21 protein-coding genes are annotated in these 22,188 nt (G+C 70.1%); 10 read left to right on the top strand and 11 right to left on the bottom strand.

Going from position 1 to position 22,188, the window contains the following annotated elements; genetic code table 11:
- Positions 1 to 72: 72 nt before the first annotated feature.
- Positions 73 to 636, top strand: a complete 564-nt coding sequence (locus KWI83_RS14850; protein WP_218514824.1) for a GNAT family N-acetyltransferase — start codon at positions 73 to 75, stop codon at positions 634 to 636.
- A 2-nt stretch (positions 637 to 638) separates the two neighbouring features.
- On the opposite strand, the gene KWI83_RS14845 is transcribed toward KWI83_RS14850, so the two are convergent.
- The 7 genes from KWI83_RS14845 to KWI83_RS14815 form a co-directional block, all read right to left on the bottom strand.
- Complete coding sequence (locus KWI83_RS14845) at positions 639 to 2,105, bottom strand: type IV secretory system conjugative DNA transfer family protein (RefSeq protein WP_218514823.1); 1,467 nt, start codon at positions 2,103 to 2,105, stop codon at positions 639 to 641.
- Positions 2,106 to 2,114: 9 nt separating this feature from the next.
- Complete coding sequence (locus tag KWI83_RS14840; protein WP_218514822.1) at positions 2,115 to 3,524, bottom strand: ATP-binding protein; 1,410 nt, start codon at positions 3,522 to 3,524, stop codon at positions 2,115 to 2,117.
- A gap of 14 nt (positions 3,525 to 3,538) precedes the next feature.
- Complete coding sequence (locus KWI83_RS14835; protein WP_218514821.1) at positions 3,539 to 5,095, bottom strand: SCO6880 family protein; 1,557 nt, start codon at positions 5,093 to 5,095, stop codon at positions 3,539 to 3,541.
- Entirely contained in the window at positions 5,092 to 6,453 is a 1,362-nt protein-coding gene (locus KWI83_RS14830; RefSeq protein ID WP_218514820.1) for a hypothetical protein, read from the bottom strand. Before KWI83_RS14830 ends, KWI83_RS14835 begins: the two co-directional genes overlap by 4 nt.
- On the bottom strand, positions 6,443 to 7,261 hold the full coding sequence (locus KWI83_RS14825; RefSeq protein ID WP_218514819.1) for a hypothetical protein: 819 nt from the start codon (positions 7,259 to 7,261) through the stop codon (positions 6,443 to 6,445). Before KWI83_RS14825 ends, KWI83_RS14830 begins: the two co-directional genes overlap by 11 nt.
- 207 nt (positions 7,262 to 7,468) lie before the next feature.
- Positions 7,469 to 7,777, bottom strand: a complete 309-nt coding sequence (locus KWI83_RS14820) for a hypothetical protein (protein WP_218514818.1) — start codon at positions 7,775 to 7,777, stop codon at positions 7,469 to 7,471.
- Between the two features lie 341 nt (positions 7,778 to 8,118).
- Complete coding sequence (locus tag KWI83_RS14815; RefSeq protein WP_218514817.1) at positions 8,119 to 8,721, bottom strand: TetR/AcrR family transcriptional regulator; 603 nt, start codon at positions 8,719 to 8,721, stop codon at positions 8,119 to 8,121.
- A gap of 89 nt (positions 8,722 to 8,810) precedes the next feature.
- Between KWI83_RS14815 and KWI83_RS14810 the strand changes: the two genes are divergently transcribed.
- From KWI83_RS14810 to KWI83_RS14800, 3 genes are all read left to right on the top strand, one after another.
- A complete protein-coding gene (locus KWI83_RS14810) occupies positions 8,811 to 9,737 on the top strand; it encodes an oxidoreductase (RefSeq protein WP_218514816.1) in 927 nt (308 codons plus the stop codon).
- A 592-nt stretch (positions 9,738 to 10,329) separates the two neighbouring features.
- Positions 10,330 to 11,337 (top strand): bifunctional lytic transglycosylase/C40 family peptidase, encoded by a 1,008-nt coding sequence (locus KWI83_RS14805; RefSeq protein ID WP_256362235.1) that lies wholly within the window; start codon positions 10,330 to 10,332, stop codon positions 11,335 to 11,337.
- Between the two features lie 215 nt (positions 11,338 to 11,552).
- Positions 11,553 to 12,302, top strand: a complete 750-nt coding sequence (locus KWI83_RS14800) for a phosphatase PAP2 family protein (RefSeq protein WP_218514814.1) — start codon at positions 11,553 to 11,555, stop codon at positions 12,300 to 12,302.
- 14 nt (positions 12,303 to 12,316) lie between these two features.
- Here KWI83_RS14800 and KWI83_RS14795 read toward each other — a convergent pair whose 3' ends face one another.
- Positions 12,317 to 13,885, bottom strand: a complete 1,569-nt coding sequence (locus KWI83_RS14795) for an FAD-binding oxidoreductase (RefSeq protein WP_218514813.1) — start codon at positions 13,883 to 13,885, stop codon at positions 12,317 to 12,319.
- A 244-nt stretch (positions 13,886 to 14,129) separates the two neighbouring features.
- Here KWI83_RS14795 and KWI83_RS14790 point away from each other — a divergent pair, with 244 nt between their 5' ends.
- Positions 14,130 to 15,110 carry a hypothetical protein gene (locus KWI83_RS14790; RefSeq protein WP_218514812.1) on the top strand — a complete coding sequence of 327 codons (981 nt, stop codon included), beginning with the start codon at positions 14,130 to 14,132 and terminating at the stop codon, positions 15,108 to 15,110.
- A 9-nt stretch (positions 15,111 to 15,119) separates the two neighbouring features.
- On the opposite strand, the gene KWI83_RS14785 is transcribed toward KWI83_RS14790, so the two are convergent.
- Together KWI83_RS14785 and KWI83_RS14780 are read right to left on the bottom strand one after the other, a co-directional pair.
- The gene (locus tag KWI83_RS14785) at positions 15,120 to 15,965 is read right to left on the bottom strand and encodes an N-acetyltransferase (RefSeq protein ID WP_218514811.1); all 846 of its coding nucleotides are present in this window, start codon (positions 15,963 to 15,965) and stop codon (positions 15,120 to 15,122) included.
- Between the two features lie 184 nt (positions 15,966 to 16,149).
- The gene (locus KWI83_RS14780) at positions 16,150 to 16,935 is read right to left on the bottom strand and encodes a lipase (RefSeq protein WP_218514810.1); all 786 of its coding nucleotides are present in this window, start codon (positions 16,933 to 16,935) and stop codon (positions 16,150 to 16,152) included.
- Between the two features lie 318 nt (positions 16,936 to 17,253).
- Here KWI83_RS14780 and KWI83_RS14775 point away from each other — a divergent pair, with 318 nt between their 5' ends.
- Together KWI83_RS14775 and KWI83_RS14770 are read left to right on the top strand one after the other, a co-directional pair.
- Entirely contained in the window at positions 17,254 to 17,550 is a 297-nt protein-coding gene (locus KWI83_RS14775; protein WP_218514809.1) for a hypothetical protein, read from the top strand.
- Positions 17,551 to 17,565: 15 nt separating this feature from the next.
- Entirely contained in the window at positions 17,566 to 18,219 is a 654-nt protein-coding gene (locus tag KWI83_RS14770; protein ID WP_218514808.1) for a dienelactone hydrolase family protein, read from the top strand.
- A gap of 11 nt (positions 18,220 to 18,230) precedes the next feature.
- Here KWI83_RS14770 and KWI83_RS14765 read toward each other — a convergent pair whose 3' ends face one another.
- The gene (locus KWI83_RS14765) at positions 18,231 to 18,443 is read right to left on the bottom strand and encodes a hypothetical protein (protein ID WP_218514807.1); all 213 of its coding nucleotides are present in this window, start codon (positions 18,441 to 18,443) and stop codon (positions 18,231 to 18,233) included.
- A 410-nt stretch (positions 18,444 to 18,853) separates the two neighbouring features.
- Between KWI83_RS14765 and pstS the strand changes: the two genes are divergently transcribed.
- The 3 genes from pstS (at position 18,854) to pstA (ending at position 22,154) form a co-directional block, all read left to right on the top strand.
- Positions 18,854 to 19,987, top strand: coding sequence for a phosphate ABC transporter substrate-binding protein PstS (pstS, locus tag KWI83_RS14760; RefSeq protein WP_218514806.1), 1,134 nt, complete (start codon positions 18,854 to 18,856; stop codon positions 19,985 to 19,987).
- A gap of 107 nt (positions 19,988 to 20,094) precedes the next feature.
- On the top strand, positions 20,095 to 21,102 hold the full coding sequence (gene pstC, locus KWI83_RS14755) for a phosphate ABC transporter permease subunit PstC (RefSeq protein WP_218514805.1): 1,008 nt from the start codon (positions 20,095 to 20,097) through the stop codon (positions 21,100 to 21,102).
- Positions 21,099 to 22,154, top strand: a complete 1,056-nt coding sequence (pstA, locus tag KWI83_RS14750; RefSeq protein ID WP_218514804.1) for a phosphate ABC transporter permease PstA — start codon at positions 21,099 to 21,101, stop codon at positions 22,152 to 22,154. The genes pstC and pstA overlap by 4 nt, the downstream gene beginning before the upstream one ends.
- Positions 22,155 to 22,188: the final 34 nt, after the last annotated feature.

The raw sequence follows: 22,188 nt of genomic DNA, 5'->3' as shown, positions 1-22,188 counted from the left end.
AATTGTTGAAGAAAACCCCGCATCTTCGGATGCGGGGTTTTCTGCGTTTCACGCCGATACTACGGTGTGGCCATGAGCATTGGCGCCGAAGAGCGGTACGTCGTCCGGTCCCTGCGTGCCGAGGAATGGCCGGCTGCGAGGGAGTTGCGGCTTGCCGCGCTACGGGATCCGGTGGCGCGGATCGCCTTTCTGGAGACGTACGAGGAGGCCATGGACCGGCCGGAGTCGTACTGGCGGGAGCGGGCGGCGCGGGCCGCGGAGGGGGCGGTCGGGGCTCAGCAGGTCGTCGCCGAGGGGCCGGACGGGGCGTTGGTCGGGACGCTGACCGTGTTCGTTGAGGAGCCGGGGACGACGGACTGGGCCGGGTTTCCCGTCGAGCGGCGGCAGGGGCACGTGGTGGGTGTGTACATGCGGCCCGAGCATCGGGGGTGCGGGCTGACCGAGCTGCTCTTCGACGAGGCGCTGGAATGGTGCTGGACGCGGGGGCTGGAGCGGGTGCGGCTCATCGTGCACGAGGAGAACGGGCGGGCGCAGGCCTTCTACCGGAAGGTGGGGTTCGAGGCCAGCGGGGTGACGGTGCCCCTGGCCGGGCAAACGGGCGCCCTTGAGCGGGAGTTCGTCATCGAACGAGGGTGACGTCAGACCGGCAGTTCGTCGTGCGGCCAGCGGGTGCGGGCCTGTTCGCGGGAGCGGAGCAGGGCCAGGGTGGGCAGGCCCTGGTCGGCTCCGGAGGCCAGCAGCCAGGGGAGTTGGGGCAGCGGGGCCACCGCCGCGATGTCGTCGAGGACGAGGGTGAGTGGTGGGTCGAGGCGACCGGAGGATGACCGTTCGGCCATGCGCCGGCCGCGCTCGACCACGCTGGACACGAGCGCGGTGAGCAGGGGCATCGCGCCCGGGTTCGTCCGGGGGTCCTCGATGGATTCACCGACCACATAAAGCGTGCCCCCTTCGTGGACGAAGGAATCCAGGGCGAGGGTGTCGGGTCGGCTGGGTGTGCAGGACTCGCGGATGTTGACGGTGAAGAGTGAGGACAGGGCGCGGGCGGTCAGCTCGTGGGCCATGTCGCGGCGGTCGGGGTGTGCGGTGAGGGCCGCTTCGAGTTCGCCCGCGGCGCCGGGGGCCGCCTTGGGGTGGGTACGGAGGATGCGTACCGCTTCCTGGATCTGGGTGCCCTGGGACCAGCGGTGGACGTGGCGGATGGTGCGGTTGTCCAGGGCTGCGGCGTGGAGGTAGCTGCGCAGGATTGTCTCGGCGGTGTCGCTGACGGCTTGGTCGAGCCGGGAGGTGGGGCGGACCGGGGTGAGGAGGGCGGCGGCTCTTGCTGCCGCCGCTTCCTTGGTCTCGCAGTGGGTGGTGGGGGTCCAGTGGAGGCGGGCGGGGGTGTCGCAGGTGTGGGTGGGGTCGTAGAGGAGGACCGGGCCCAGCTTTGCTCGGGCGTCTTTTGTCTCCTGCCAGATGGTGGGGTTCGAGGTGACGACGAGGGCGGGGCCGTCCGCGTCTCGGATTGCCTCGGCTGCGGTGCTCTGGCGGCTTTCCCTGGTCGTGATGTGGATTCTTTCCCACCCGCCCACTCGTTCACCGCCGAACAGGGAGGCGGCGGGCTCCTGCTCCGGCTCGCTCGCTCGGAGTGGTTCCGTCGGGTCCGGGGCCGCCGCTGCCTCGGTCGGGTCCGGGTTCCTGGGCGTCGGGACCTCGTAGGAGGGGGGAGACACAGGGGCCGGTGCCTGCTTCGCGGCCGCCCGGCGTCTGACCTTCCCCGCCTTCCACCGCGCCACCGTCCCCATCACGAACATGGTCAGCACGAACAGCACCATCAACTGCCCGATGAACAGCCCCCAGAACAGCCCGTACCCCGAGAGCTGTGCTCGCGGGGTGTGCGGCCAGGCGCCGGTGATGTCGTGCGGCTCGGCGATGAGGTGGCGCATGGCCAGGGGTGTACGGGGGAACGTCACGCCCTGCGGCCACGCCCCGTGCGCGAACCAGCCCGCCAGGCCCGTGGCCGACCAGACCAGCAGGGTCATGCCGAGCAGAAACGCGAGTATGCCGATCAGCAGGCCGTCGGGGATGCCGCCCTGGGCTTCCCGCCGGTGGTCGTCCGCTCTCACGCCCTCCCCTTACGCCACCGTCGACTCGGAGTCGCCGAGGTGCTGTTCCATGAACGCCGCCGCCCGCTCCTCCGCCTCCAGCTCGGCGGCGCGCAGGGCGTCGTCGGCGAGGTCGGAGGCGGACTCGGTCATCGCGCGGTCGGTGAAGACCAGGGGGCGTTCCGTCTCCGTGACCAGGTGTTTGACGACCTGGACGTTGCCGTTGACGTCCCACACCGCGATGCCCGGTGTCAGCGTGGGGATGATTTCCACTGCCCACCTGGGCAAACCCAGCACCCGGCCGGTCGCCCGTGCCTCGTCCGCCTTCTGGGCGTAGATGGTCCTGGTCGACGCCATCTTCAGGATCGCCGCGGCCTCCTTCGCCGCCGCGCCGTCGACGACGTCCGACAGGTGGTGGACCACCGCCACGAACGACAGACCCAGCCGTCGGCCGAACTTCAGCAGGCGCTGGAACAGCTGTGCCACGAACGGACTGTTGATGATGTGCCAGGCCTCCTCGACCAGGAAGATGCGCTTCTTCCGGTCGGGACGGATCCAGGTGTGTTCCAGCCAGACACCGACGATCGCCATCAGGATCGGCATGGCGATGGAGTTGCGGTCGATGTGGGAGAGGTCGAAGACGATCAGCGGGGCGTCGAGGTCGATGCCGACCGTCGTGGGTCCGTCGAACATGCCCCTCAGGTCACCGTCGACCAGACGGTCCAGCACCAGGGCCACGTCCAGGCCCCACGCCCGTACGTCGTCGATGTCGACGTTCATCGACTCGGCCGACTCCGGCTCGGGATGCCGTAGCTGCTCCACGATGTCCGAAAGGACCGGTTGCCGCTCCACGATCGTCTCGTTGACGTAGGCGTGCGCGACCTTCAGGGCGAAGCCGGAACGCTCGTCCAGCCCGTGCCCCATCGCGACCTCGATGATGGTCCGCAGGAGGGCCAGCTGGCCGGTGGTGGTGATCGCGGGGTCCAGCGGGTTCAGGCGGATGCCGTGGTCCAGGGCCGCCATCGGGTCCAGGCGGATGGGTGTTATCCCCAGCTCCTGGGCGATGAGGTTCCACTCGCCGACGCCGTCCTCGCCCTGGGCGTCGAGGACGACGACCTGGCGGTCGCGGAAGCGGAGCTGGCGCAGGACGTACGTCTTCTCCAGGGCCGACTTGCCGTTGCCGGACTCGCCGAGGACCAGCCAGTGCGGGGCCGGGAGCTGCTGGCCGTACAGCTGGAAGGGGTCGTAGATGTAGCCCTTTCCGGAGTAGACCTCGCGGCCGATGATGACGCCGGAGTCGCCGAGGCCGGGGGCGGCGGTGGGCAGGTAGACCGCCTGGGCCTGGCCCGTGGAGGTGCGCACCGGCAGCCGGGTGGTCTCCACCTTCCCGAACAGGAAGGATGTGAAGGCTTCGGTGATGGCGGAGAGCGGGTCCCGCATCAGGGCATCAACCCCTACCTTCGGATTCCGGTGGCGAACGGGAGGGTGTTCACGAAGGCCCGGTGGTGCTCGCGGTCGCACCACTCCAGCTTCAGATACGACTTTCCGGCCGACGCCCTTATCGTGCGCTTGTCGCGGGCCAGTGCCTCCGGGGAGCGGGAGGAGACGGTGATGTAGCCGACCAGGTTGACGCCCGCGGCGCCGCTCGCGAGATCCTCGCCGCGCTGGTCGAGGCGGTTGTGGGCGGCGATGTCGCGGGGGTCGACGGTGCGGTTCATCTTGGCGGCGCGGGAGGCCTCGGCCTCGTCGTTGGTCTTCTCGGTCAACATACGTTCGATGGCTACCTCGGTGGGTTCGAGATCCATCGTCACGGCGACCGTTCGGATGACGTCCGGGGTGTGGACGAGGAGGGGGGCCAGGAAGTTGACGCCGACGGGGGTCATCGGCCACTCCTTGACCCAGGCGGTGGCGTGGCACCAGGGGGCGCGGGTCGAGGATTCCCGGGTCTTGGCCTGGAGGAAGGTGGGCTCCGTGGCGTCCAGCTCGGCCGGCCAGGCGTTGCGTTTCGTCATCGCCTGGATGTGGTCGATCGGGTGGTCCGGGTCGTACATCGAGTGGATGAGCGAGGCGAGCCGCCCCTGGCCGAGGGGCTGGCGTACGCGGATGTCGGCTTCCTGGAGCCGGGAGCAGATGTCGGTCAGCTCGCGGGCCATGACGACCGCGAGGCCGGCGTCGCGGTCCACCTTGCCGCCGTGCGGGCGGGCCGCGCGGGCCATGGCGTGGGCCTCGGCGGCGAGTTCGCGGTTGTAGTGCATGCAGGCGACGAGGTACGCGCGGTGCTGTTCGCTGCTCGTCGACACCATCGACTGCAGCTGGTCGTACGACTGCTGCAGCCACGCCGGTGCCCGGTCGTCGCCGCGTACGGCGACGTCCTTGGCGTGCGCGTCGGGGTCGGCGGGGAGGGTGCGGGCGAGCATCTGCAGGCGGGTGACGAAGCCGTCGCCGTTCGCCACGTGCTTCAGGAGGGTGCCGAAGCGGTCGACGAGGGCTTCCTGGTCCTCGCTGTCGCGCAGGCCGACGCCGGGGCCCTCGATCTCGATGGCGGCGGTGACGGTCTTGCGGTCGGCGTGCAGCAGTACGGCGATCTCGTCGGGGCCGAAGGGCGCGGCGAGCCAGGTGATACGGCCGATGCCCGGGGGCGGGCCGATCTCGACCTCGCGTCCGTCGAGCCGCGTGCCCGCCTCCATGGCGGTGGAGCGGTAGGTGGCGTTGTGGCGGAGGGTGCGCTTGTAACTGCGGTTGATCTCGAACCACTTGTAGAACGTCCGGTGCTTGTACGGCACGTAGACCGCGGCCAGCGCGAGCAGCGGGAAGCCCATGAGCAGGACGATCCGCAGGGACAGCACCGGGACGAGGAGACCGCACATCATGCCGAGGAACGCGCCCGCGATGATCAGCGCGATCTCGCCGGTCTCGCGATTGCGGCCGACGATCGCGTTCGGCCGGGCGCGGCCGATCAGATATGTACGGCGGGGCGTGACCGGATGGGACAGATGGGACTCGGTCGTCAACGCCCGTCACCTCCTGAGCGGTTGCTGCTGCTGTTGCGGGTGTTGCTGGCGTGGGGTGTGTTGACCGGGCTGGAGGAGCGCGGCGCGGGTGCGGCGGAGGGGACGGGTCCGCCGCCACCGGTCGAGGCGCGGGAGCTGTGGGCGGCCATGCCGCCGGAGGTCTGGTGGGCGGGGCGGGGGGTGGCGCTTGCCGTGGCCTGGCCCGCGCCGTTGTTGTCGGCGCGGGTGCTGTGCGTCTTGATGCCCTGGGCGACGAGGGTCGCGGGGGAGCTGATGACCGCGGCGGCCTTGCCCTCGGCGCTCTGCATGATGCGGTTGGTGCGGGAACCCGCGATCTCGTCGCCGAAGCCGGGGACGAAGCGGTAGATCATCGCGGACGCGAAGATGGCGAGCAGGATGATCGCGAGGCCGGAGACGACGGCGGAGAAGGCGTCGGGGCCGTCGTCGGCGCTGAGCGCGCCGGCCAGGCCGAGGACGATGACGATGACCGGCTTCACGAGAATGACCGCGATCATGATCCCGGCCCAACGGCGCACGTGGCCCCACAGGTTCTTGTCGACCAGGCCGGCGTAGACGACGGTGCCGAGGAGGGCGCCGACGTAGAGCAGGGCGGCGCGGATGACGAGTTCCAGCCACAGGATGCCGGCGGCGAGGATGCTGACCAGGGAGACGACGATCAGCATGATCGGGCCGCCGCCGATGTCCTCGCCCTTCGCCAGGGCGCCGGAGAAGTTGCCGAAGAAGGCGTCCGTCTGGTCGCCGGTGGCCCTGGCGAGGACGTCGGAGACGCCGTCGGTGGCGGAGACGACCGTGTAGAGGATCAGGGGGGTGAAGGCGGAGGCCAGGACGGTGAGCCAGAGGAAGCCGATGGCTTCGCCGATGGCGGTGGTGAGGGGGACGCCTCTGACGGCTCGCTTGGCCACGGCCAGGAGCCACAGGAGGAGCGTGAGGATCGTGGACGCGGCGAAGACGACGGCGTACTGCTGGAGGAACTTCTCGTTCGTGAAGTCGACGGTCGCGGTGTCCTTGACGGCGGCGCTGAGCTTGTCGATGGTCCAGGAGGCGGCGTCCGCGCAGCCCTTGGCGAGGGACGAGAGGGGGTCGAGGGTGGTGGTGGGGTCGAGGGAGGGACTGGTGCCGCTGTTGTCGCCCGTGTCGCTTTCGCACAACTCCCTGGTCTGGCCCGAAAGGAGGTCGCAGTTGTCGTTGGACGGAGTGGGCGTGGGAGAGGGCGTGGGGGTGGGCGTGGGCGTCGGCGTGGGTGCCGCGACGGCCCGTGTGGCCCACAGGACAACGGCGGTCTGTACGGCGGTGACGGTGGCGGCGACTTTGAGCGCGCGGCGCTGGCTACCGGGCATAGGTGAAGCCTCCGTACTCCTCGACGGCCTTGGCCATCTCGTCGGCGCTGGACGCCCTGTCGTCGCTGGGAACGGGCGCGGGGCCATCCTGCTGGGAGAAGCTCTCGATCTTCCAGTCACCGTCCGTCCAGCGCAGCTGAAGCGTCATGGTGAACCAGTCGCTGGTGACCGGGTTGGTCGAGCGTTCACCTGTGGTGCCGAACACTCCCGTGCACCAGACCTCGACCGTTGCCCTGGTGTCCGAGTAGGTCGTGACCTTGGTGCCGATCGGCATGGTGCGCGAGACGTAGGTGTTGCCCGCGGTCGCGTTGCCCTTCTCGTCCAGCCCGACGCTCTTCAGGAACGCCTTGGAGTACGCCTGGTTGAACTTGCTCTCCAGGGCGGCCTGCTTGTCGGCGACGAAGACCTGCCGGACGATTTCGGTACGCCGGGTGGGTTTGAGGATGTCGGCGGAAACCAGTACCACCGCGTAGTTCGCCGCCGCACTCTCCGCGCCCTGCCGGTCCTGGGCGAACCCGGCCGGGATTCCCGCGGACCTGGTCTCCACCGGCCGCTCCCCGCTCGCCGCCGTGGGCGCCGCCTCCGGGCCCGAGCCGCCCCCGGCCGTTGAAGTGGAGTCGTCTCCTCCGCGGTTGGCGAATGCGATGGCGGCGATCAGGAGGACCACCACGCCGACCACCGTGACCAGGCTCCGCGAGGAGTTGCGGCCGCGTCGGCCGCCGTACGGTTCGCTGTCCGGCAGCCGGGTACGGGTGTGCCCGGTGCCGGCGTAACCGCCGGCGGCCTCGTGCTCGTCCCCGGGACTCATGCCGCGCCCGCCCCCTCGGTGTCGTAGCGGAGACCGTCGTACCCAACGACCGTGTAGGTGTACGACGGTAGCCGCGACGGTTCCCGCGCGGGCGCGGTGTGGTGACTCGACATCAGGGACATCAGGGAAACGCAACCTCAGCCGGTGGGCACGACGGGCGGGTGGGGTAGGGGAGACCGGGCGCGCCCGGAGAGGACGTGGTGGGGCTTACACCGCCATGCCGTACACGATGGTGAAGAGCGTGCCGAGGGAGCCGATGATGAAGACTCCGGTGAGGCCGGCGATGATGAGGCCCTTGCCCTGTTCTGCGCTGAAGGTGTCCCGGAGGGCCGTCGCGCCGATGCGCTGTTTGGCGGCCCCCCAGATGGCGATGCCGAGGCAGATGAGGATGGCGACCGCCATCACCACCTCGATCATCACCCTGGCCTCGTTGCCCAGGCTGCCGAAGGGGCCCCAGTCCGGAGCGATCCCGCCGATGATGGTGTTGATGTCTCCCTCGTCGGCCGCAAAGATCATGTAAGTCACCGCCCCTGTTGGGTAGTTCCGCAGTCCCCTGCGGTGCGCAGAGGTCAGGCCTCATTCTCGCCGACGATGGCGCCGTCGTATGTCGACTTGGCGTCATTGCTTGGCGGGTTTCGTGCGAATACCACGTTTGGTCACTCTGTGTATCACGGCAGGTCACGCCGGGCAACGATGCGGGAGCGGAACCTGCGATGTGGTGCCGTCGTTGAGCCTCTTTACGGCCGGGCCCGCTTCGGGTGGTGGGTGGGGTGAGGGGTCGTGCCGATGTTCTCCGGGTTCTCCGGGTTCTCCGGGTGAAGGCTATAGCCGTAGGACCGTCGGGTGGTGACGAGGGGTCAGCGCGGGCGCAGGCCGTGCAGCAGGTGGTGGACGACGTCGCCGATGCTGTCGAGCGCCTCCTGCGGCGGGAAGGTGCCGTTGGCGGTGAAGGCGGCGATGCCGTGCAGGCCGGCGCCCGCGAGGAGGGTGATGCGTTCGGGATCGCCCGGGACGATCTCGCCGCGCTGCTGGGCGTCCGCGATCAGGTGGAGGAACGGCGTGATGGTGCGTTCCACCGCGGCGGCGAGCTGCTCGGAGACGTCCGGGTCGTGCTTGCGGGCGTACATGAGCTCCACCAGCGCGGCGTTGTCGATGGCGAAGCCGAGGTAGGCGCGGGCGAGCGCGGTGAGCCGCTCCTCGATGGGCAGGGCGGGGTCGTCCGCGGCCTCCAGGGTGTGGGTCAGGCGCTCGAAGCCGGTGAGGGCGAGGGCGTCGAGCAGGGCCTGCTTGTCCTTGAAGTGCCGGCCCGGGGCGGCGTGGCTGACGCCGGTCTCGCGGGCGAGCTCACGCAGGGACAGTGCGGCGGCGCCCTTCGCCCGCAGGGTGCGTTCCGCTCCGGCGAGCAGGGCGGCGCGCAGGTCTCCGTGGTGGTAGGGGCGGGTCTCGGGCATGCGCATCATCGTATCTCGATGTTGACGTCGTCAGCTTTGTTGGCGTTGCCATCTTTGTTGTCATTGACAGCATTGTTGTCGATGCCTACATTGAGGCCATGGCTACCAAGAGGAACGCGAGTAAGTGGAACGTGAGCCGGCTTCCCGACCTCACCGGCCGGACGGCTGTCGTCACGGGCGCCAACAGCGGTATCGGCCTCGCGGCCGCCGACGCGCTGGCGGGTGCGGGAGCGCATGTCGTCTTCGCGGTGCGGGATCCGCAGCGCGGGCGGACGGCGGCCGCGACCGTGCGCGGCAGTACGGAGGTCCGGCGGCTGGACCTCGCCGACCTGGCGTCGGTGCGGGAGTTCGCGCAGGGCTGGGGCGACCGTCCGCTGGATCTGCTCATCAACAACGCGGGCGTGATGATGCTGCCCGAGCAGCGGACCAAGGACGGCTTCGAGATGCAGTTCGGCACGAACCATCTCGGTCACTTCGCGCTGACGAACCTGCTGCTGCCGTACGTCACCGACCGCGTCGTGACCGTGTCGTCGGGCGCCCATCGCTTCGGCACCGGTGTCATCGACTTCGACGACCTGAACCTGACGAAGGGGTACACCCCGGTCCGCGCCTATGCCCAGTCCAAGCTGGCGAACCTGCTGTTCACCCTGGAACTCCAGCGCCGGTTGACGGAGACCGGCTCACGGGTCCGCGCCCTCGCCGTCCACCCCGGCTACGCGGCCACCAACCTGCAGAGCCACGCGGCCAACCCCGTGTCCCGCGCCGTCATGCAGCTCGGCAACAAGCTCTTCGCCCAGGACGACAGGGCCGGCGCCCTGCCGACGCTGTACGCGGCGGTCATGGACCTGCCGGGTGCGAGCTTCGTGGGCCCGGACGGCCTCGGCGAAATGCGCGGCGCCCCCACGCTGGCGGGGCGCTCGGCAGCGGCGAGCGATCCGGAGGCGGCTCGGCGACTTTGGGCGGCGTCGGAGGAACTGACGGACGCGCGTTTTCCGTTTCCCCTGGCGGATGCGGCGCGGGCCTGAGGGAGGGGACCGTGCGTACCCGGTCGGCGCGTCGCTGCGGGCGGTCGGCCTCCTCGTGGTAGGCGCAGTCGGGGTCGCGCATGACCCAGCGCGAAGGGAGCGAGGTGCCTCGACGGACACTATGTAACACCTGACCTCGTCGCCTTGCCCACGGAATGGGAGGAGGACGACGACTGGCTCGCCTCGCCGGCGGACACCGCGCTGGCCGTCGAGGTCATCTCCCAGTCGGAGAAGTCCCGCGCAATCCGGGACTGGCCGACTGGTATGCGGTCGCTCGTGTCCCCATCCTCCTCGTCATCGACCCCCGGAACGGCACCTGGGCCCTGCACACCCATCCGGACAACGGCGCCTACCGGGACGTACTTCCGGGGAGGTTCGGGGAGTCCGTGCGGTTGCCGGAGCCGTGGGACGTCGAGATTCTCACCGATGGTCTTCCGGTCTACGGCCCTTCGCCCCGTGTGGCTCAGGAGAGCGACCGCACCGGATGACGGGGAAGCAGACCCCCTCCGTTTCTCCTTCCGCGTGAACACCCCCGTAGCCGACCCCCCGCCTCTACACTGACCCGGGCGTACTCCCAGTCGGTGAGGAGCGGTTGACGGTGCGTAAGGCGTGGGTCGTGGCGGTCGCCGTAGCGGGTGCCGGGGTCGCGTTTGTGATGGTGCTCGTCGTCGGGGTGTACGTCGTCGCCGGGGACCTCGTCAACGGAGTCACCGGGGCCGGGCGGAAGCTGGCCAAGGGGTCTGTGCCCGCCGCCTATCAGGCGCTCGTGCAGAAGTGGGGCAATCTGTGCCCGGCCATCAATCCGGCGTTGCTCGCCGCGCAGTTGTACCAGGAGAGCGGGTTCAATCCGAGGGCGCAGAGTCCGGCGCGGGCGCAGGGGATAGCGCAGTTCATCCCGGGGACCTGGGCCACGCACGGCATCGACGGGGACGGGGACGGGGACCGGGATGTGTGGGACCCCAACGACGCCATTCCGTCGGCCGCTTCGTACGACTGCACGCTCGCGAAGTACGTGAAGCACGTGCCGGGGGACGCGACGAAGAACATGCTCGCCGCGTACAACGCGGGGGCGTACGCCGTCATCAAGTACGGGGGCGTGCCGCCGTACAAGGAGACCCAGAACTACGTCCGGGTCATCACCACCCTGGAGAAGAGCTTCGCCGCGCCCGTCGGGCGGGTCGATCCGTCCGAGCAGGCCGCCGGGGCCATTCACTACGCGCAGGAGAAGCTCGGGACGCCGTATCTGTGGGGCGGCAACGGTACGCCGGAGCAGGGCGGTCGGTTCGACTGCTCGGGGCTGACCAAGGCGGCGTACGAGAGTGTGGGGATCACCCTGCCCCGGGTCGCCAATGACCAGTACAACGCCGGGCCGCATCCGGATCGGGACGAGCTGCTGCCCGGGGATCTGGTGTTCTTTTCGGACGACCTCACCAACTCCCGGGCCATCCGGCATGTGGGGATTTATGTCGGTGGCGGGTACATGATCAACGCGCCTCGGCCGGGTGCCGTGATCCGGTTCGACCCGATTGACACCCCCGACTACTTCGGTGCCACCCGGGTCACGGAAGATGGCGCGAAAGCGCTGCCCTCGGCGGTCTGAGGAGGAGTGGGGCAGAGCGTGAACCCCACCCCTGAGCTGCGGCGATGTGTCTCTCTTCGATAACGTCTACGTGATCATTCAGTGGAATGTGGAACGTAGTGACGGAGGCCGTGCGTTCCTGTTGACGTAGCCGGACACGGATCTACGGACCACGGGGGTGGCGGAGCGGCGCATGCACGGATGCGCCCGACAGACGACGAAGGGGCCGCTGCATCATGGCTGGACTCGCGCAATCCGGGTCGAACCCCGACGTCGAGCTGCTCTACGACATCAATGGCCTGGCCAAGGACGCACCGCGGTGGTTCGACCGGGGTGTGGAGTTCGTCGGGGAGTACGGGCTGCTGCTCGCCATGGTGCTGCTGGTGCTGTGGTGCTGGTGGACCGTGCGGCGGCGCCGCGGGATCTCCGGCGAGGAGGCGGCGGGGTCCGTCGCCGCGCTCGTGTGGGCGCCGCTGGCCGCGGGCATCGCGGTGCTGGTGAACGTGCCGATACGGGGGTTCGTGGAGCGGCCCCGCCCCTTCCTTCAGCATGAGGGGCTGGAGGTCCTGATCTCCGGGAAGACCGACTTCTCGTTCGTGAGCGATCACGCGACCATCGCGATGGCGCTCGGCGTGGGGTTGTTCGTCGCCCATCGGACCTTCGGGCTCGTGGGGATCGCTCTGGCGCTGGTCGAGGGGTTCTGCCGGGTGTACATGGGTGTGCACTACCCGACGGACGTCGTGGGCGGGTTCGCGCTGGGTACGGCGGTCGCGCTGTTGCTGTCGCCGGTGGCCATGGCCTTGCTGACGCCGATGATGAAGGCCGTGGAGCGCTCGCCCCGGGCGGGGTGGCTGGTGCGGCGGCGGTCGGTGGCCGAGGGGCGGGAACCTCTGATTCCGGGGGCTCGGAAGGAGTCCACGGGGGCTGAGGGGTCCACGGGGCCCGAGGACTCCACGGGGGCCGAGGAGCGGGATCTGGCGGCGTAGGCGCGGCTCCCGCGTTACAGGGCCTGTGGGTAGGTGAACACCCGGCTGGGGTCGTAGACCCGCTTGAGCTGTGTCAGGCGTGCGGCCGCGTCCCCGTAGTACGCCGTCCGCCAGTTCTTCAGCGTGGGGTCCGTGTAGTTCTGGTACGCCGCTCCCGACGCGTACGGGCGCATCGCGCCGTGGGCCGAGGTCAGCCAGGACTGGGCCGTGGTGCCGGACGTGCCCGCTCGCCAGGACGCGAGGTACTGGGCCAGCATGCGGGAGCGGCGGTGGACGAAGGCCGTGGCCGTGGGGGAGACCCGGTTGATCGCGCCGCCCAGCGCCGTGAAGGCGATGCTGCCCGCGCCGCCGCGTACCGACGTCATCTGGGCCAGCAGGGTGCGGATGCCGGCCGCCGGGAGTGAGCGGTCGAAGAAGTCGGAGCGGGCGGCGTACGTCTCGCGGCCCAGGGCGCCCGCGGGCGAGCGGCCGGGGGTCGTGCCGGGGAGGTGGCACTGGGCGTCGGTGGCGAAGGAGGAGCACCCGGCGTAGACCTCCATCGACTCCTCGTACGAGCGGCGCCTGAGCGAGACGTGGGAGGCCGAGGAGCCGACTCGGGCGGCCAGGCGGTCCACGGCGTTCTGGAGTTCGCGGTAGGTGCCCAGGGAGAAGGCGGCGACCGAGACGGTGGGGGTGCCGCCGGCCGCGCTCGCCAGGTGCAGGGACGACCAGATCTCGTCGGGCTGCGCCGGCCCCCACTCCTGCCAGGCCTTCACCACCGCGGCGGCCTTGCTCCACGGCCAGGTCAGATACGCCGAGACCGCCTGCGGGGCCGGGTGGGTGCGGAAGTGCAGTTCCGTCACGACGCCGAAGTTGCCGTTGCCCGCGCCGCGCAGCGCCCAGAAGAGGTCCTTGTGCGTGGCGGCGTCGGCGGTGATCCGCTTGCCGTTCGCCGTGACCAGGGTGGCCTGGGTGAGGCTGTCGCAGGTCAGGCCGTACGCCCGGGAGACGACCCCGTGGCCGCCGCCGAGCACCAGGCCGGAGACGCCGACCGTCGGGCAGGAGCCGGCGGGGATGGTGACGCCCTTGGCGGCGAGGGATCGGTAGACGTCGATCAGCTTGGCGCCGGCGCCCACGACGGCGGTGGTGCCACTGGCGCGGACGCGGTTGAGCCGGGAGACGTCGATGATCAGGCGGCCGTTCCCGGACGACCAGCCGGCGTAGGAGTGACCGCCGTTGCGGATCGCGACGCGGATGCCGTGGGCGCGGGCGTGGGCGAGGGTGGTGCTGATGTCGTCCGGGTGGGCGACGTAGGCGACGGCGGCGGGCTTCAGCGTGTCGAAGCGGGTGTTGTAGAGCCGGCGGGCGGTCGGCCAGGCGGCGTCGCCGGGGCGGACCAGGGTGCCGTCGAGGTCGCGGGCGAGTGCCGACCAGTTGGCGGCGGCCGTGGCGGCGGTCGTACGGCCCCCGGGGCCCGTCGCCGAGGTGCCTCGGCCTGCGGTGGGAGTGGCCGTGGCGGTGCCGGAACCGCCGCCGCACGCCACCGCCGACGCGATCCCCACGACCGCGGCGGCCCCGCCCCCGATGAACGTACGCCGTTCCATGCGTGCCTCCCGCTCCCACCGTTTACGTGAGACGAGACGGCTCCTGAAGGGCGCGGGTTCCGCACTCGGGGCCAGGGTGCGAGGAAGTCGGTCAGCGCGGGGTGGTGCAGCGGGACGTCGGCGGTGCTGGTGCGGTCGGCGGGCGTGAAGATGCAAAAGTGGTCATTTGCGGTCACTGTGGGACAGGGCCGGGCCGGTTACCGGCCGATCCATGCCGAGCATCGGACTAGCCGAAGGAAACGTGATGGCCGTAGCTTCAGACATGCTCGTTCCGGCACTGCGCGAGGTCCGCAAGACCGAAGTAGCGCTGGCCAACCGCTTCAACGCCCACCTCGCAGGCACGCCCGCCGGGGAGTACCGGGAACTCCTGGAGCGCCGCGCCGGCGACGCCCGGGGGCACATCTACCGCATCGACGAACGACTCGGAAGCCTGTACTCCCCCGGGCTGATGCAGAGCGTTCTGGGAAACGCCTGGCGCCTGACCGGGCAAGCCGCCCGGCTGCCCCTCATCGTGACCATGGCCGTCCCCAGCGCCGTGTTCCGGGGCCGGGGACCGGCAACGGAGCACCAGCTGCTGAAGAACGTCGAGGACGAGTACGCGATCACCGCGTACTCCGTTGCCATCTGCCGAGCCGCCGAGCGGATCGCCCAGGAGGCCCATGACGCCGCCAGCTCGGAGCTGCTCAGTTCCATCCGCCGCGACCACGAGGAGGCGCTGGAAGAGCTCGGCGACAGCCTTGAGCAGCGCGCCGAGGCAGCGGTGGTGGCCGCCCAGACCGCCGACGGCCGGAACACGGGCGCCGCCCAGGGAGTGCGCGCCTGGAGCAGCTGGCTGCGGGAGACGGCCGAACGCATGCCGGGTGCGGACCGGCTCCAGGGACCGCCCGAGGGAGCCCTCATCAGGGACTTCGAGTTGCCGATCCCCGACTACCGCAGGCTCAGCACCAGGACGATCCTGGAGCGCCTCCCGCACCTCGCTCAGCGGGACCTGGCCACGGTCGGCGCCTATGAGCGTGCCCACGCCGCCCGCCCCGCGATTCTGAGCCGGATCACCGACCTGCTCGGTCCGGAGCCCTGGCCCGGCTACGACAGCATGGACGAGGACGAGATCGTCAAGCGGCTCGGTGACGCGGAGGAGAGCCTCACCCGGCGGGTGCTGACCTACGAGCGTCGCCACCAGGCCCGCTCCAGCATCCTCTCCGCCGCCGAACGCATCCCCGCCTGACCGGCCCTTTCAGGGCCGCTGCCACACCCCGGCCTCGCGCGGCCGACCGCGCGAGGCGGGGTGTCGGCACTGATAGGTCCACAACCGGTCGACGAGGGTGAAGCCGAAGGAGTCGAAGAGCCGGGGCGCGGCCTGACTGTCCCGGCCGGGGTGCGGGGGGTCGTCGACCACGAGAGCGACCTCGGTGGCACCTTGCTCGGCCAGCAGGGCAAGGGCCTGGCCGAGCAGTTCGTGGCCCAGGCCGCGGTGGCGGTGGTCGGGCAGGGTCTCGATCCAGTACACCGTCGCGGTGCGGTCGGGTCCCGCGCTCACCACGGCCTCTGCGACCGGCTCGGCCGCCTCGCGGACGATCAGCCGCTGCCCCGGTGGGAAGTCGCAGCGGACGACGTCGGCGACCGGCTCGGCCGGCGGGAGCCCGGCAGACAGCGCGCAGTACAAGTAGCGGCCCTGGCAGCGGCCGGTGAAGCCGCTGCGCAGCAGAGCGTCATGGGTGGCGCCGCGGTGGGCGCGGGGCAGACCACCCGGTCCCAGCGGACCTGGCGGACCGCTGACGAAGGCCTCGATCAGCGGGCAGCGGCCGAGCGCGCCCCGGACGTGCCCGATCAGGGCACGCAGGGCGGGCGGATCCTCGTGGGCATGGGCCCAGCAGATCACCCCGGTGTGCGCATCGGCCCACGACAGATAGGCGATGACCCCCTGCGGGCGACCCCCGGCACCGGCCAGCACACTGATCTGCGGCCGAGCCGGTACCGCCCACCCGGCCGGGGGAACAAGGCCGTGCCGCGCGGCGGCCAGCCTCTCCGGGGTGCAGGGCGGCTGTCCGGGCAGCCGGTCGGCATCGATCAGTGCGCGCACCCCGGGTTCGTCGTCGGGACGATACGGGCGTACCGTCGCCCCGCTCCCGGGGCTGGACGAAGAGACCATGGGCGTCCGTCCGCACAGGTGCTGACGTCTTTACCGGCTCTCCTTCAGAGTCCTCCCCTTTGCCCTCGCTGTCACGGGAAACGGCGGTGGTGCCGCGGGCGACCGACCCACCCCGCTACGGAGAGTCGCCGTCGGGGGGACATACGGCGAACGTGACCTGGGCCGCGGCCAGCAGCGCGCGGATCTCGTTGACCACCGGCCGGTGCAGGGGCAGCGTCAGGTGGCCGACGCCCGGCACCAGCACGTTGCGGGCCCTGAGGTCCGGATGGTCGATGCGGCCCCTGGCGGCGGGGATGACGGCCTCGTCCAGGTCGCTGTAGAAGGCCACGAACCGCGTGCCGCATCCCGCGGCGGGCTCGGCGAGTTCGGCCAGCAGCCCGCTTCCCGGCCGTAGCTGGCGCAGCAGCGGATGGGCCGGGGCCAGCAGGGCGGTGGCGGTCCCGCCGTGCGGCGTGGCGAGCGTGATCACCAGCGGCACGTACGCGTCACCGCCGAGCCGCTGCACGTAGTAGCGGGCGATCAACCCTCCCAGGCTGTACCCGATCACGACCGCGGCCCGCCCCGCGCCGTTCGCACACGCCGGCTCGACCTGGTCGCCCAGCGACCGGGCCGCCGTGCGGATGTCCGGACCGAACGCGTTGCAGGCGACCGGGATGAAGGGGCCCACGCCGTCGCCGCGCAGCTCGCGCTCCAGCGGCGGGACGACCGATGCGCCGTCGGCCAACCCGTGCACCAACAGCACCGGAATCCCCGAATCGGCGGGCAGCGGATCGGCCGGGCCCGTCGGCCGCCCGTGCAGGGCACGGCCGACCAGCCCGGTCAGCTGCCCGACGCTCTCCGCGGCCAGGTCGAGCGGGAGCCGGGCCAGACGGACGACCGCCCGGCTCGCCTCGACACCCACGCCGCGTGCCGGTGACAGCCCTGGCACCGTCAGCTGCGGCCGGAGAGGAATGCCCGTAGCCGTTCACCTTCCCTGCACGAACCGCGCCTGTCCTGCCCGAAGCCGGGAAGAAACAGACGTACAGCACTAAATGGGGAACATTGCGTAAGTCGGCTCAATTCCACCATTCGCTACGTTCACTTTGACCGATCCAGGTCACAGATGCACATCGGCCCCCGCCCGATCGCGGCGACGGCCGCGCAGGCGCGAGCGGTGCCTCGGTCCTACGGTGGTTCTGAGAGGGTCGTCGAACCGACCCGCGTCGTGGAGGAGGCTGCGATGGATGAGCACTTCGTCTGGGTGACGACACGCCGCCTTCGGCCGGGCAGCCTGGAGGAGTTCGAGAACGCATGGCGCCCCGATCCCTACCCGCAGGGTCTGCGCCGCGCCTTCGCCTACTGGTCCGAGGACGGGCAGGAGATCACCGGTGTGTCGTTCTGGGACTCCAAGGAGGTGTGCGACTCCTGGCGGGACTCCGAGCCGGAGGAGCAGCGGCGTGCGGCCATGGCCCCGTACGTCGTCGAGGAGCGGGAGGGCTTCTACCGCGGCCGTGAACTCGCCGTCCCCCAGCGATAGCTCGGGAGAAAGCAGATGATCTCCGACTTGGTCCTGGTGCCCGCGAGCGGGGCCCCGCTCGCCGGTGATCTGGTGGTCCCCGGCCCGGTGCGGTCAGTGGTTGTCATCGCCGAGGGCAGCAGCAGCTCCCGGGGCAGCTCGCGCGACCGCGCGCTCGCCGACGCGCTCCACCGGGCAGGAATGGGCACGCTCCTCCTCGATCTCCTCACCGAACTGGAGAAGCGGGCAGACGCACGCTCGGCCTGGCATCTCTTCGACGTCCCGTTCCTGGCCCAGCGGCTGGTGGCCGCCATCGACTGGCTGGACCAGCGGCCGGAGACGGCCGGCGTACCGGTGGGTCTGTTCGGCGCCGACGCGTCGGCTCTCCTGGCAGCTGCCGAGCGGCCTCAACGCGTCTCGGCCGTGGTCGTCCGAGGCGGGCGTGCGGACCTGACGTACGACGCGCTGCAGCGCGTCCGGGCCCCCGTGCTGTTCATCATCGGCGGCGACGACGAGACGGACCCGCGCATCAGCCAGGAAGGGGCCGCGCAGCTCAGCGCCCCGAGCGAGGTCCACGTCGTGCGGGGCGCCACGCATCTCTTCCATGAGCCAGGGGCCCTTGAGGAGATCGCCGCTGCGGCTCGGCACTGGTTCGCCTCCCACCTGGGGAGCGGACACCGGTCGGTCTGAACGATCGACCCTCACCACGCGCAGCCGACGTCCAGCACTTCGATCACGTCGCCGTGGACGGTGTAGACGAGCCAGCACCACCCGCCGAACGCTGCGGCCAGGTTCGGGGCCCGGGTCTGCGCGTCCCTGGTGACCGCGTCGATGAGCGTGATGATCTCCTCGTGCATCTCGTCCGGCACGTCGAAGAGCACGTTGGCGGCCCGTTGGATCAGTTCGACTCGCATGGCGGCCCCCGAAGATCGGGACAGGAACCGAACAGATTCATGACCACCATAAATCCTGTGGTCGCCCCTGTCGTCCATCCGGGTTGCCCCGTACAGTTGCGGTCCGTGTAACTTCATTCGGGATGCCGTATATGTTCGTCCCTGGCGGGGTTCCCGGGAGTGGCCGATGATGCGCGCGCCGGTGCGGGCCTCGGCCGGGACCTGCGCGTGTTCTCCCCGTAAGCATTCCGTGACCTAACCATGCCGACCGCAGGGGTTCACCCTCCGTTCACTTTCGGCCATAGGCGGCTTCACCTGATCTGCCTAATTTCGGCCTTACCGATGACGGGCGTGCTCGCATGCGCGCCCGCATCGACCGAACTTCGCACGCCGCCGATCAGGACGGCGGCTCCTGGAAGGAATTCCCGAAAGTGAAGCTTCAGCGCATGAACCGGCGGGCCCTCACCCTCGGTGCTCTCGCCGTCTCCGGCGCCCTGGCCCTCACGGCGTGCGGCTCCGACGACACCGGCAGCAACGGTGGCGGCGGCGCCACCAACAGCGCGCAGGCCGGTTCCATCGACTGCATGGACGCCAAGGGTCAGATCCTCTCGGACGGCTCGTCCGCGCAGAAGAACGCGATCGACGCCTGGGTCAAGAACTTCACGGCCGCGTGCCCGGACATCCAGATCAACTACAAGGCCGGCGGCTCCGGCGCCGGTGTCACCGCGTTCACGCAGGGCCAGGTTCCCTTCGCCGGTTCGGATTCCGCGCTGGACTCCGAGGAGGTCGCAGCCACCAAGGGCACGGCCTGCGCCGACGGCGGTCAGGGCATCAACCTGCCGATGGTCGGTGGCCCGGTCGCCATCGGATTCAACATCTCCGGTGTCGACAGCCTCGTCCTCGACGCGCCGACCCTCGCCAAGATCTTCGACAGCAAGATCACCAACTGGAACGACCCGGCGATCAAGAAGCTGAACCCGGACGTCGACCTGCCCGACCTCAAGATCCAGGCCTTCCACCGCTCGGACGACTCCGGCACCACGGACAACTTCACCGCGTACCTGAAGGCCGCCGCCCCCAGCGACTGGAAGTACGAGGGCGGCAAGACCTGGCAGGCCAAGGGCGGCCAGGCCGCCGCGCAGTCCTCCGGCGTCGCCCAGCAGGTGAAGCAGACCAACGGCGCCATCGGCTACTTCGAGCTGTCGTACGCCAAGGACGGCATCAAGACGGTCGCCATCGACAACGGCTCCGGCACGCCGGTCGAGGCCACCGTCGAGAACGCCACCAAGGCCATCGCCGACGCCAAGGTCGTCGGCACCGGCAAGGACATGGCGATGGAGCTCAACTACGCGACCAAGGCCGAGGGCGCCTACCCGATCACCCTGGTCACGTACGAGATCGTCTGCGACAAGGGCAACAAGGCGGACACCCTGCCCGCCACCAAGGCCTTCCTGAGCTACATCGCCAGCGAGGAGGGGCAGCAGATCCTCGCTGAGAACGACTACGCCCCGATGCCCGAGGACATCATCACCAAGATCCGCGAGACCATCGCGGGCCTGAGCTGAGCTGAGGTGCGGTCCGGTCCCGCCCCGCGCGGGACCGGACCGCACCGTCCGGTGCACCGCCGCCAGGAGCCGTACACGATGTACGGCTCCGCAGACCGGAGAACTCGATGGACATAACTACCAAGAGCACTGACGCCTCACCCCCCACACCGCAGCCCACCGTCACCGAGCAGAAGCGCGCGGCTCGTGGCGCCACCCGGCCCGGGGACCGGATCTTCCTCGGTCTCTCCCGTGGGTCGGGCATCCTGCTGCTGGCGATCATGGGCGCGATCGCCGTCTTCCTCACCTGGCGTGCCGCCCTCGCCATCAGCCAGGACGAGGGCAACTTCCTGACCACCTTCGAGTGGAACACCAACGCCAACCCGCCGGTCTTCGGCATCGCCGTCCTGGCGTTCGGCACCGTGGTGTCCTCGATCATCGCCATGGTCATCGCGGTTCCGGTCGCGGTCGCCATCGCGCTCTTCCTCACCCACTACGCCCCGCGCCGGCTGAGCGGTCCCATCGCCTACGTGATCGACCTGCTCGCCGCCGTGCCGTCCATCGTGTACGGCCTGTGGGGTGCCCTGATCCTCGTACCGCACATGAACGGCCTCTTCGGCTGGCTCGACCAGTACCTGGGCTGGACCGGCATCTTCTCCTGGGAGGGCGGCGCCCCCCGGTCGATGCTCACCGTGGGCATCCTGCTCGCGATCATGATCCTGCCGATCATCACCAACGTGAGCCGCGAGGTCTTCCGCCAGGTCCCGCAGACGCACGAGGAGGCGGCCCTCGCCCTCGGCGCCACGCGCTGGGAGGTCATCCGGATGGCCGTGCTGCCGTTCGGCCGCTCCGGCGTGATCTCCGCCTCGATGCTCGGCCTCGGCCGCGCGCTCGGCGAGACGATGGCCGTCGCGACCGTGCTCTCCCCGACCTACGTCATCCAGTTGAGCCTCCTCGACCCGGGCGGCGGTACGTTCGCCCAGAACATCGCCAGCAAGTTCGGTGAGGCGACGGAGTTCGGCCGGGACGCGCTGATCGCCTCCGGTCTGGTCCTGTTCGTCATCACCCTGCTGGTCAACGGCGCGGCCCGGGCGATCATCGCCCGCCGCAAGGAGTACTCGGGGGCCAACGCATGAGCATCGTCACCGAAGCGCGTACCAGCACCCTGCGCGGCGCCAGCCTTCCCAAGTGGGCCCCGTGGGCGATCGCCGGTGGCTCCCTGGCCCTCGCGGTGGGCATCGGCCTCGTCGGCGGCCTCCACAGCAGGGTCCAGTGGGGCCTGATCGCCGCCATCATCTACGTCCTCGCCACGTTCGTCGTCTCGTCGAGCGTCGAGGGCAGGCGGCAGGCCAAGGACCGCCTCGCGACCTCCTTCGTCTGGGTCGCCTTCCTGCTCGCCGTGATTCCGCTCGCCTCCCTGGTCTACGAGACCGTGAAGCGTGGCGTGAAGGTCCTGGACGGCTACTTCCTGACCCACTCGATGGGCCTGGTCGCCGACTCCGAGCCCGGCGGCGGTATCTACCACGCGATCATCGGCAGCCTTGAGCAGGTCGGTCTGGCCACGCTCATCGCGGCGCCGATCGGTGTGCTCACCGCGATCTACCTCGTGGAGTACGGGCGCGGCAACCTGGCCCGGGCCGTCACCTTCTTCGTCGACGTCATGACGGGTATCCCGTCGATCGTCGCCGGTCTGTTCATCCTCAGCGTGATGCTGTTCTTCGAGATGCAGCCCTTCGGTTTCGCGGGCTCGTGCGCGCTGGCGATCCTGATGATGCCGGTCGTCGTGCGCTCGACGGAGGAGATGCTCAAGCTCGTCCCGAACGAGCTGCGCGAGGCGTCCCTGGCGCTCGGCGTGCCCAAGTGGCGCACGATCCTCAAGGTGGTCCTGCCGACCTCCCTCGGCGGCATCACCACCGGCATCATGCTGGCGATCGCCCGTATCGCGGGTGAGACGGCCCCGGTGCTGCTGCTGGTGTGGGGTACCTCCTTCATCAACAACAACCCCTTCGAGGGCCCGCAGCAGGCACTGCCGCTGTACATCTACCAGCAGTACGCGAACAGCGCGGGTTACGGTGCGGCGTACGACCGCGCCTGGGCGGCGTCCCTCACGCTGATCGCGTTCGTGATGATCCTGAACCTCGCGGCCCGCGGCATCGCCCGCTGGAAGTCCCCGAAGACCGGTCGCTGACGCGGCCACTCAGCGACCGATTTCTGAAAGAAGC

The sequence above is a fragment of the Streptomyces sp. TRM70350 genome (genome assembly GCF_019219825.1).
Lineage (GTDB): Bacteria > Actinomycetota > Actinomycetes > Streptomycetales > Streptomycetaceae > Streptomyces.
Note: the sequence above shows the minus strand (reverse complement) of the source record. Positions and strands in the feature narration are given on the sequence as shown.

Bases quoted from the DNA above. Each gene is read 5' to 3' on its own strand.
- KWI83_RS14800 (WP_218514814.1), top strand. From the start codon at position 11,553: ATGGCTGGACTCGCGCAATCCGGGTCGAACCCCGACGTCGAGCTGCTC.
- KWI83_RS14775 (WP_218514809.1), top strand. From the start codon at position 17,254: ATGGATGAGCACTTCGTCTGGGTGACGACACGCCGCCTTCGGCCGGGC.
- KWI83_RS14820 (WP_218514818.1), bottom strand. From the start codon at position 7,777: ATGATCTTTGCGGCCGACGAGGGAGACATCAACACCATCATCGGCGGG.
- KWI83_RS14810 (WP_218514816.1), top strand. From the start codon at position 8,811: ATGGCTACCAAGAGGAACGCGAGTAAGTGGAACGTGAGCCGGCTTCCC.
- KWI83_RS14795 (WP_218514813.1), bottom strand. From the start codon at position 13,885: ATGGAACGGCGTACGTTCATCGGGGGCGGGGCCGCCGCGGTCGTGGGG.
- pstC (WP_218514805.1), top strand. From the start codon at position 20,095: ATGGACATAACTACCAAGAGCACTGACGCCTCACCCCCCACACCGCAG.
- KWI83_RS14850 (WP_218514824.1), top strand. From the start codon at position 73: ATGAGCATTGGCGCCGAAGAGCGGTACGTCGTCCGGTCCCTGCGTGCC.
- KWI83_RS14825 (WP_218514819.1), bottom strand. From the start codon at position 7,261: ATGAGTCCCGGGGACGAGCACGAGGCCGCCGGCGGTTACGCCGGCACC.
- KWI83_RS14830 (WP_218514820.1), bottom strand. From the start codon at position 6,453: ATGCCCGGTAGCCAGCGCCGCGCGCTCAAAGTCGCCGCCACCGTCACC.
- KWI83_RS14840 (WP_218514822.1), bottom strand. From the start codon at position 3,524: ATGCGGGACCCGCTCTCCGCCATCACCGAAGCCTTCACATCCTTCCTG.
- KWI83_RS14790 (WP_218514812.1), top strand. From the start codon at position 14,130: ATGGCCGTAGCTTCAGACATGCTCGTTCCGGCACTGCGCGAGGTCCGC.
- KWI83_RS14815 (WP_218514817.1), bottom strand. From the start codon at position 8,721: ATGATGCGCATGCCCGAGACCCGCCCCTACCACCACGGAGACCTGCGC.
- pstA (WP_218514804.1), top strand. From the start codon at position 21,099: ATGAGCATCGTCACCGAAGCGCGTACCAGCACCCTGCGCGGCGCCAGC.
- KWI83_RS14765 (WP_218514807.1), bottom strand. From the start codon at position 18,443: ATGCGAGTCGAACTGATCCAACGGGCCGCCAACGTGCTCTTCGACGTG.
- KWI83_RS14770 (WP_218514808.1), top strand. From the start codon at position 17,566: ATGATCTCCGACTTGGTCCTGGTGCCCGCGAGCGGGGCCCCGCTCGCC.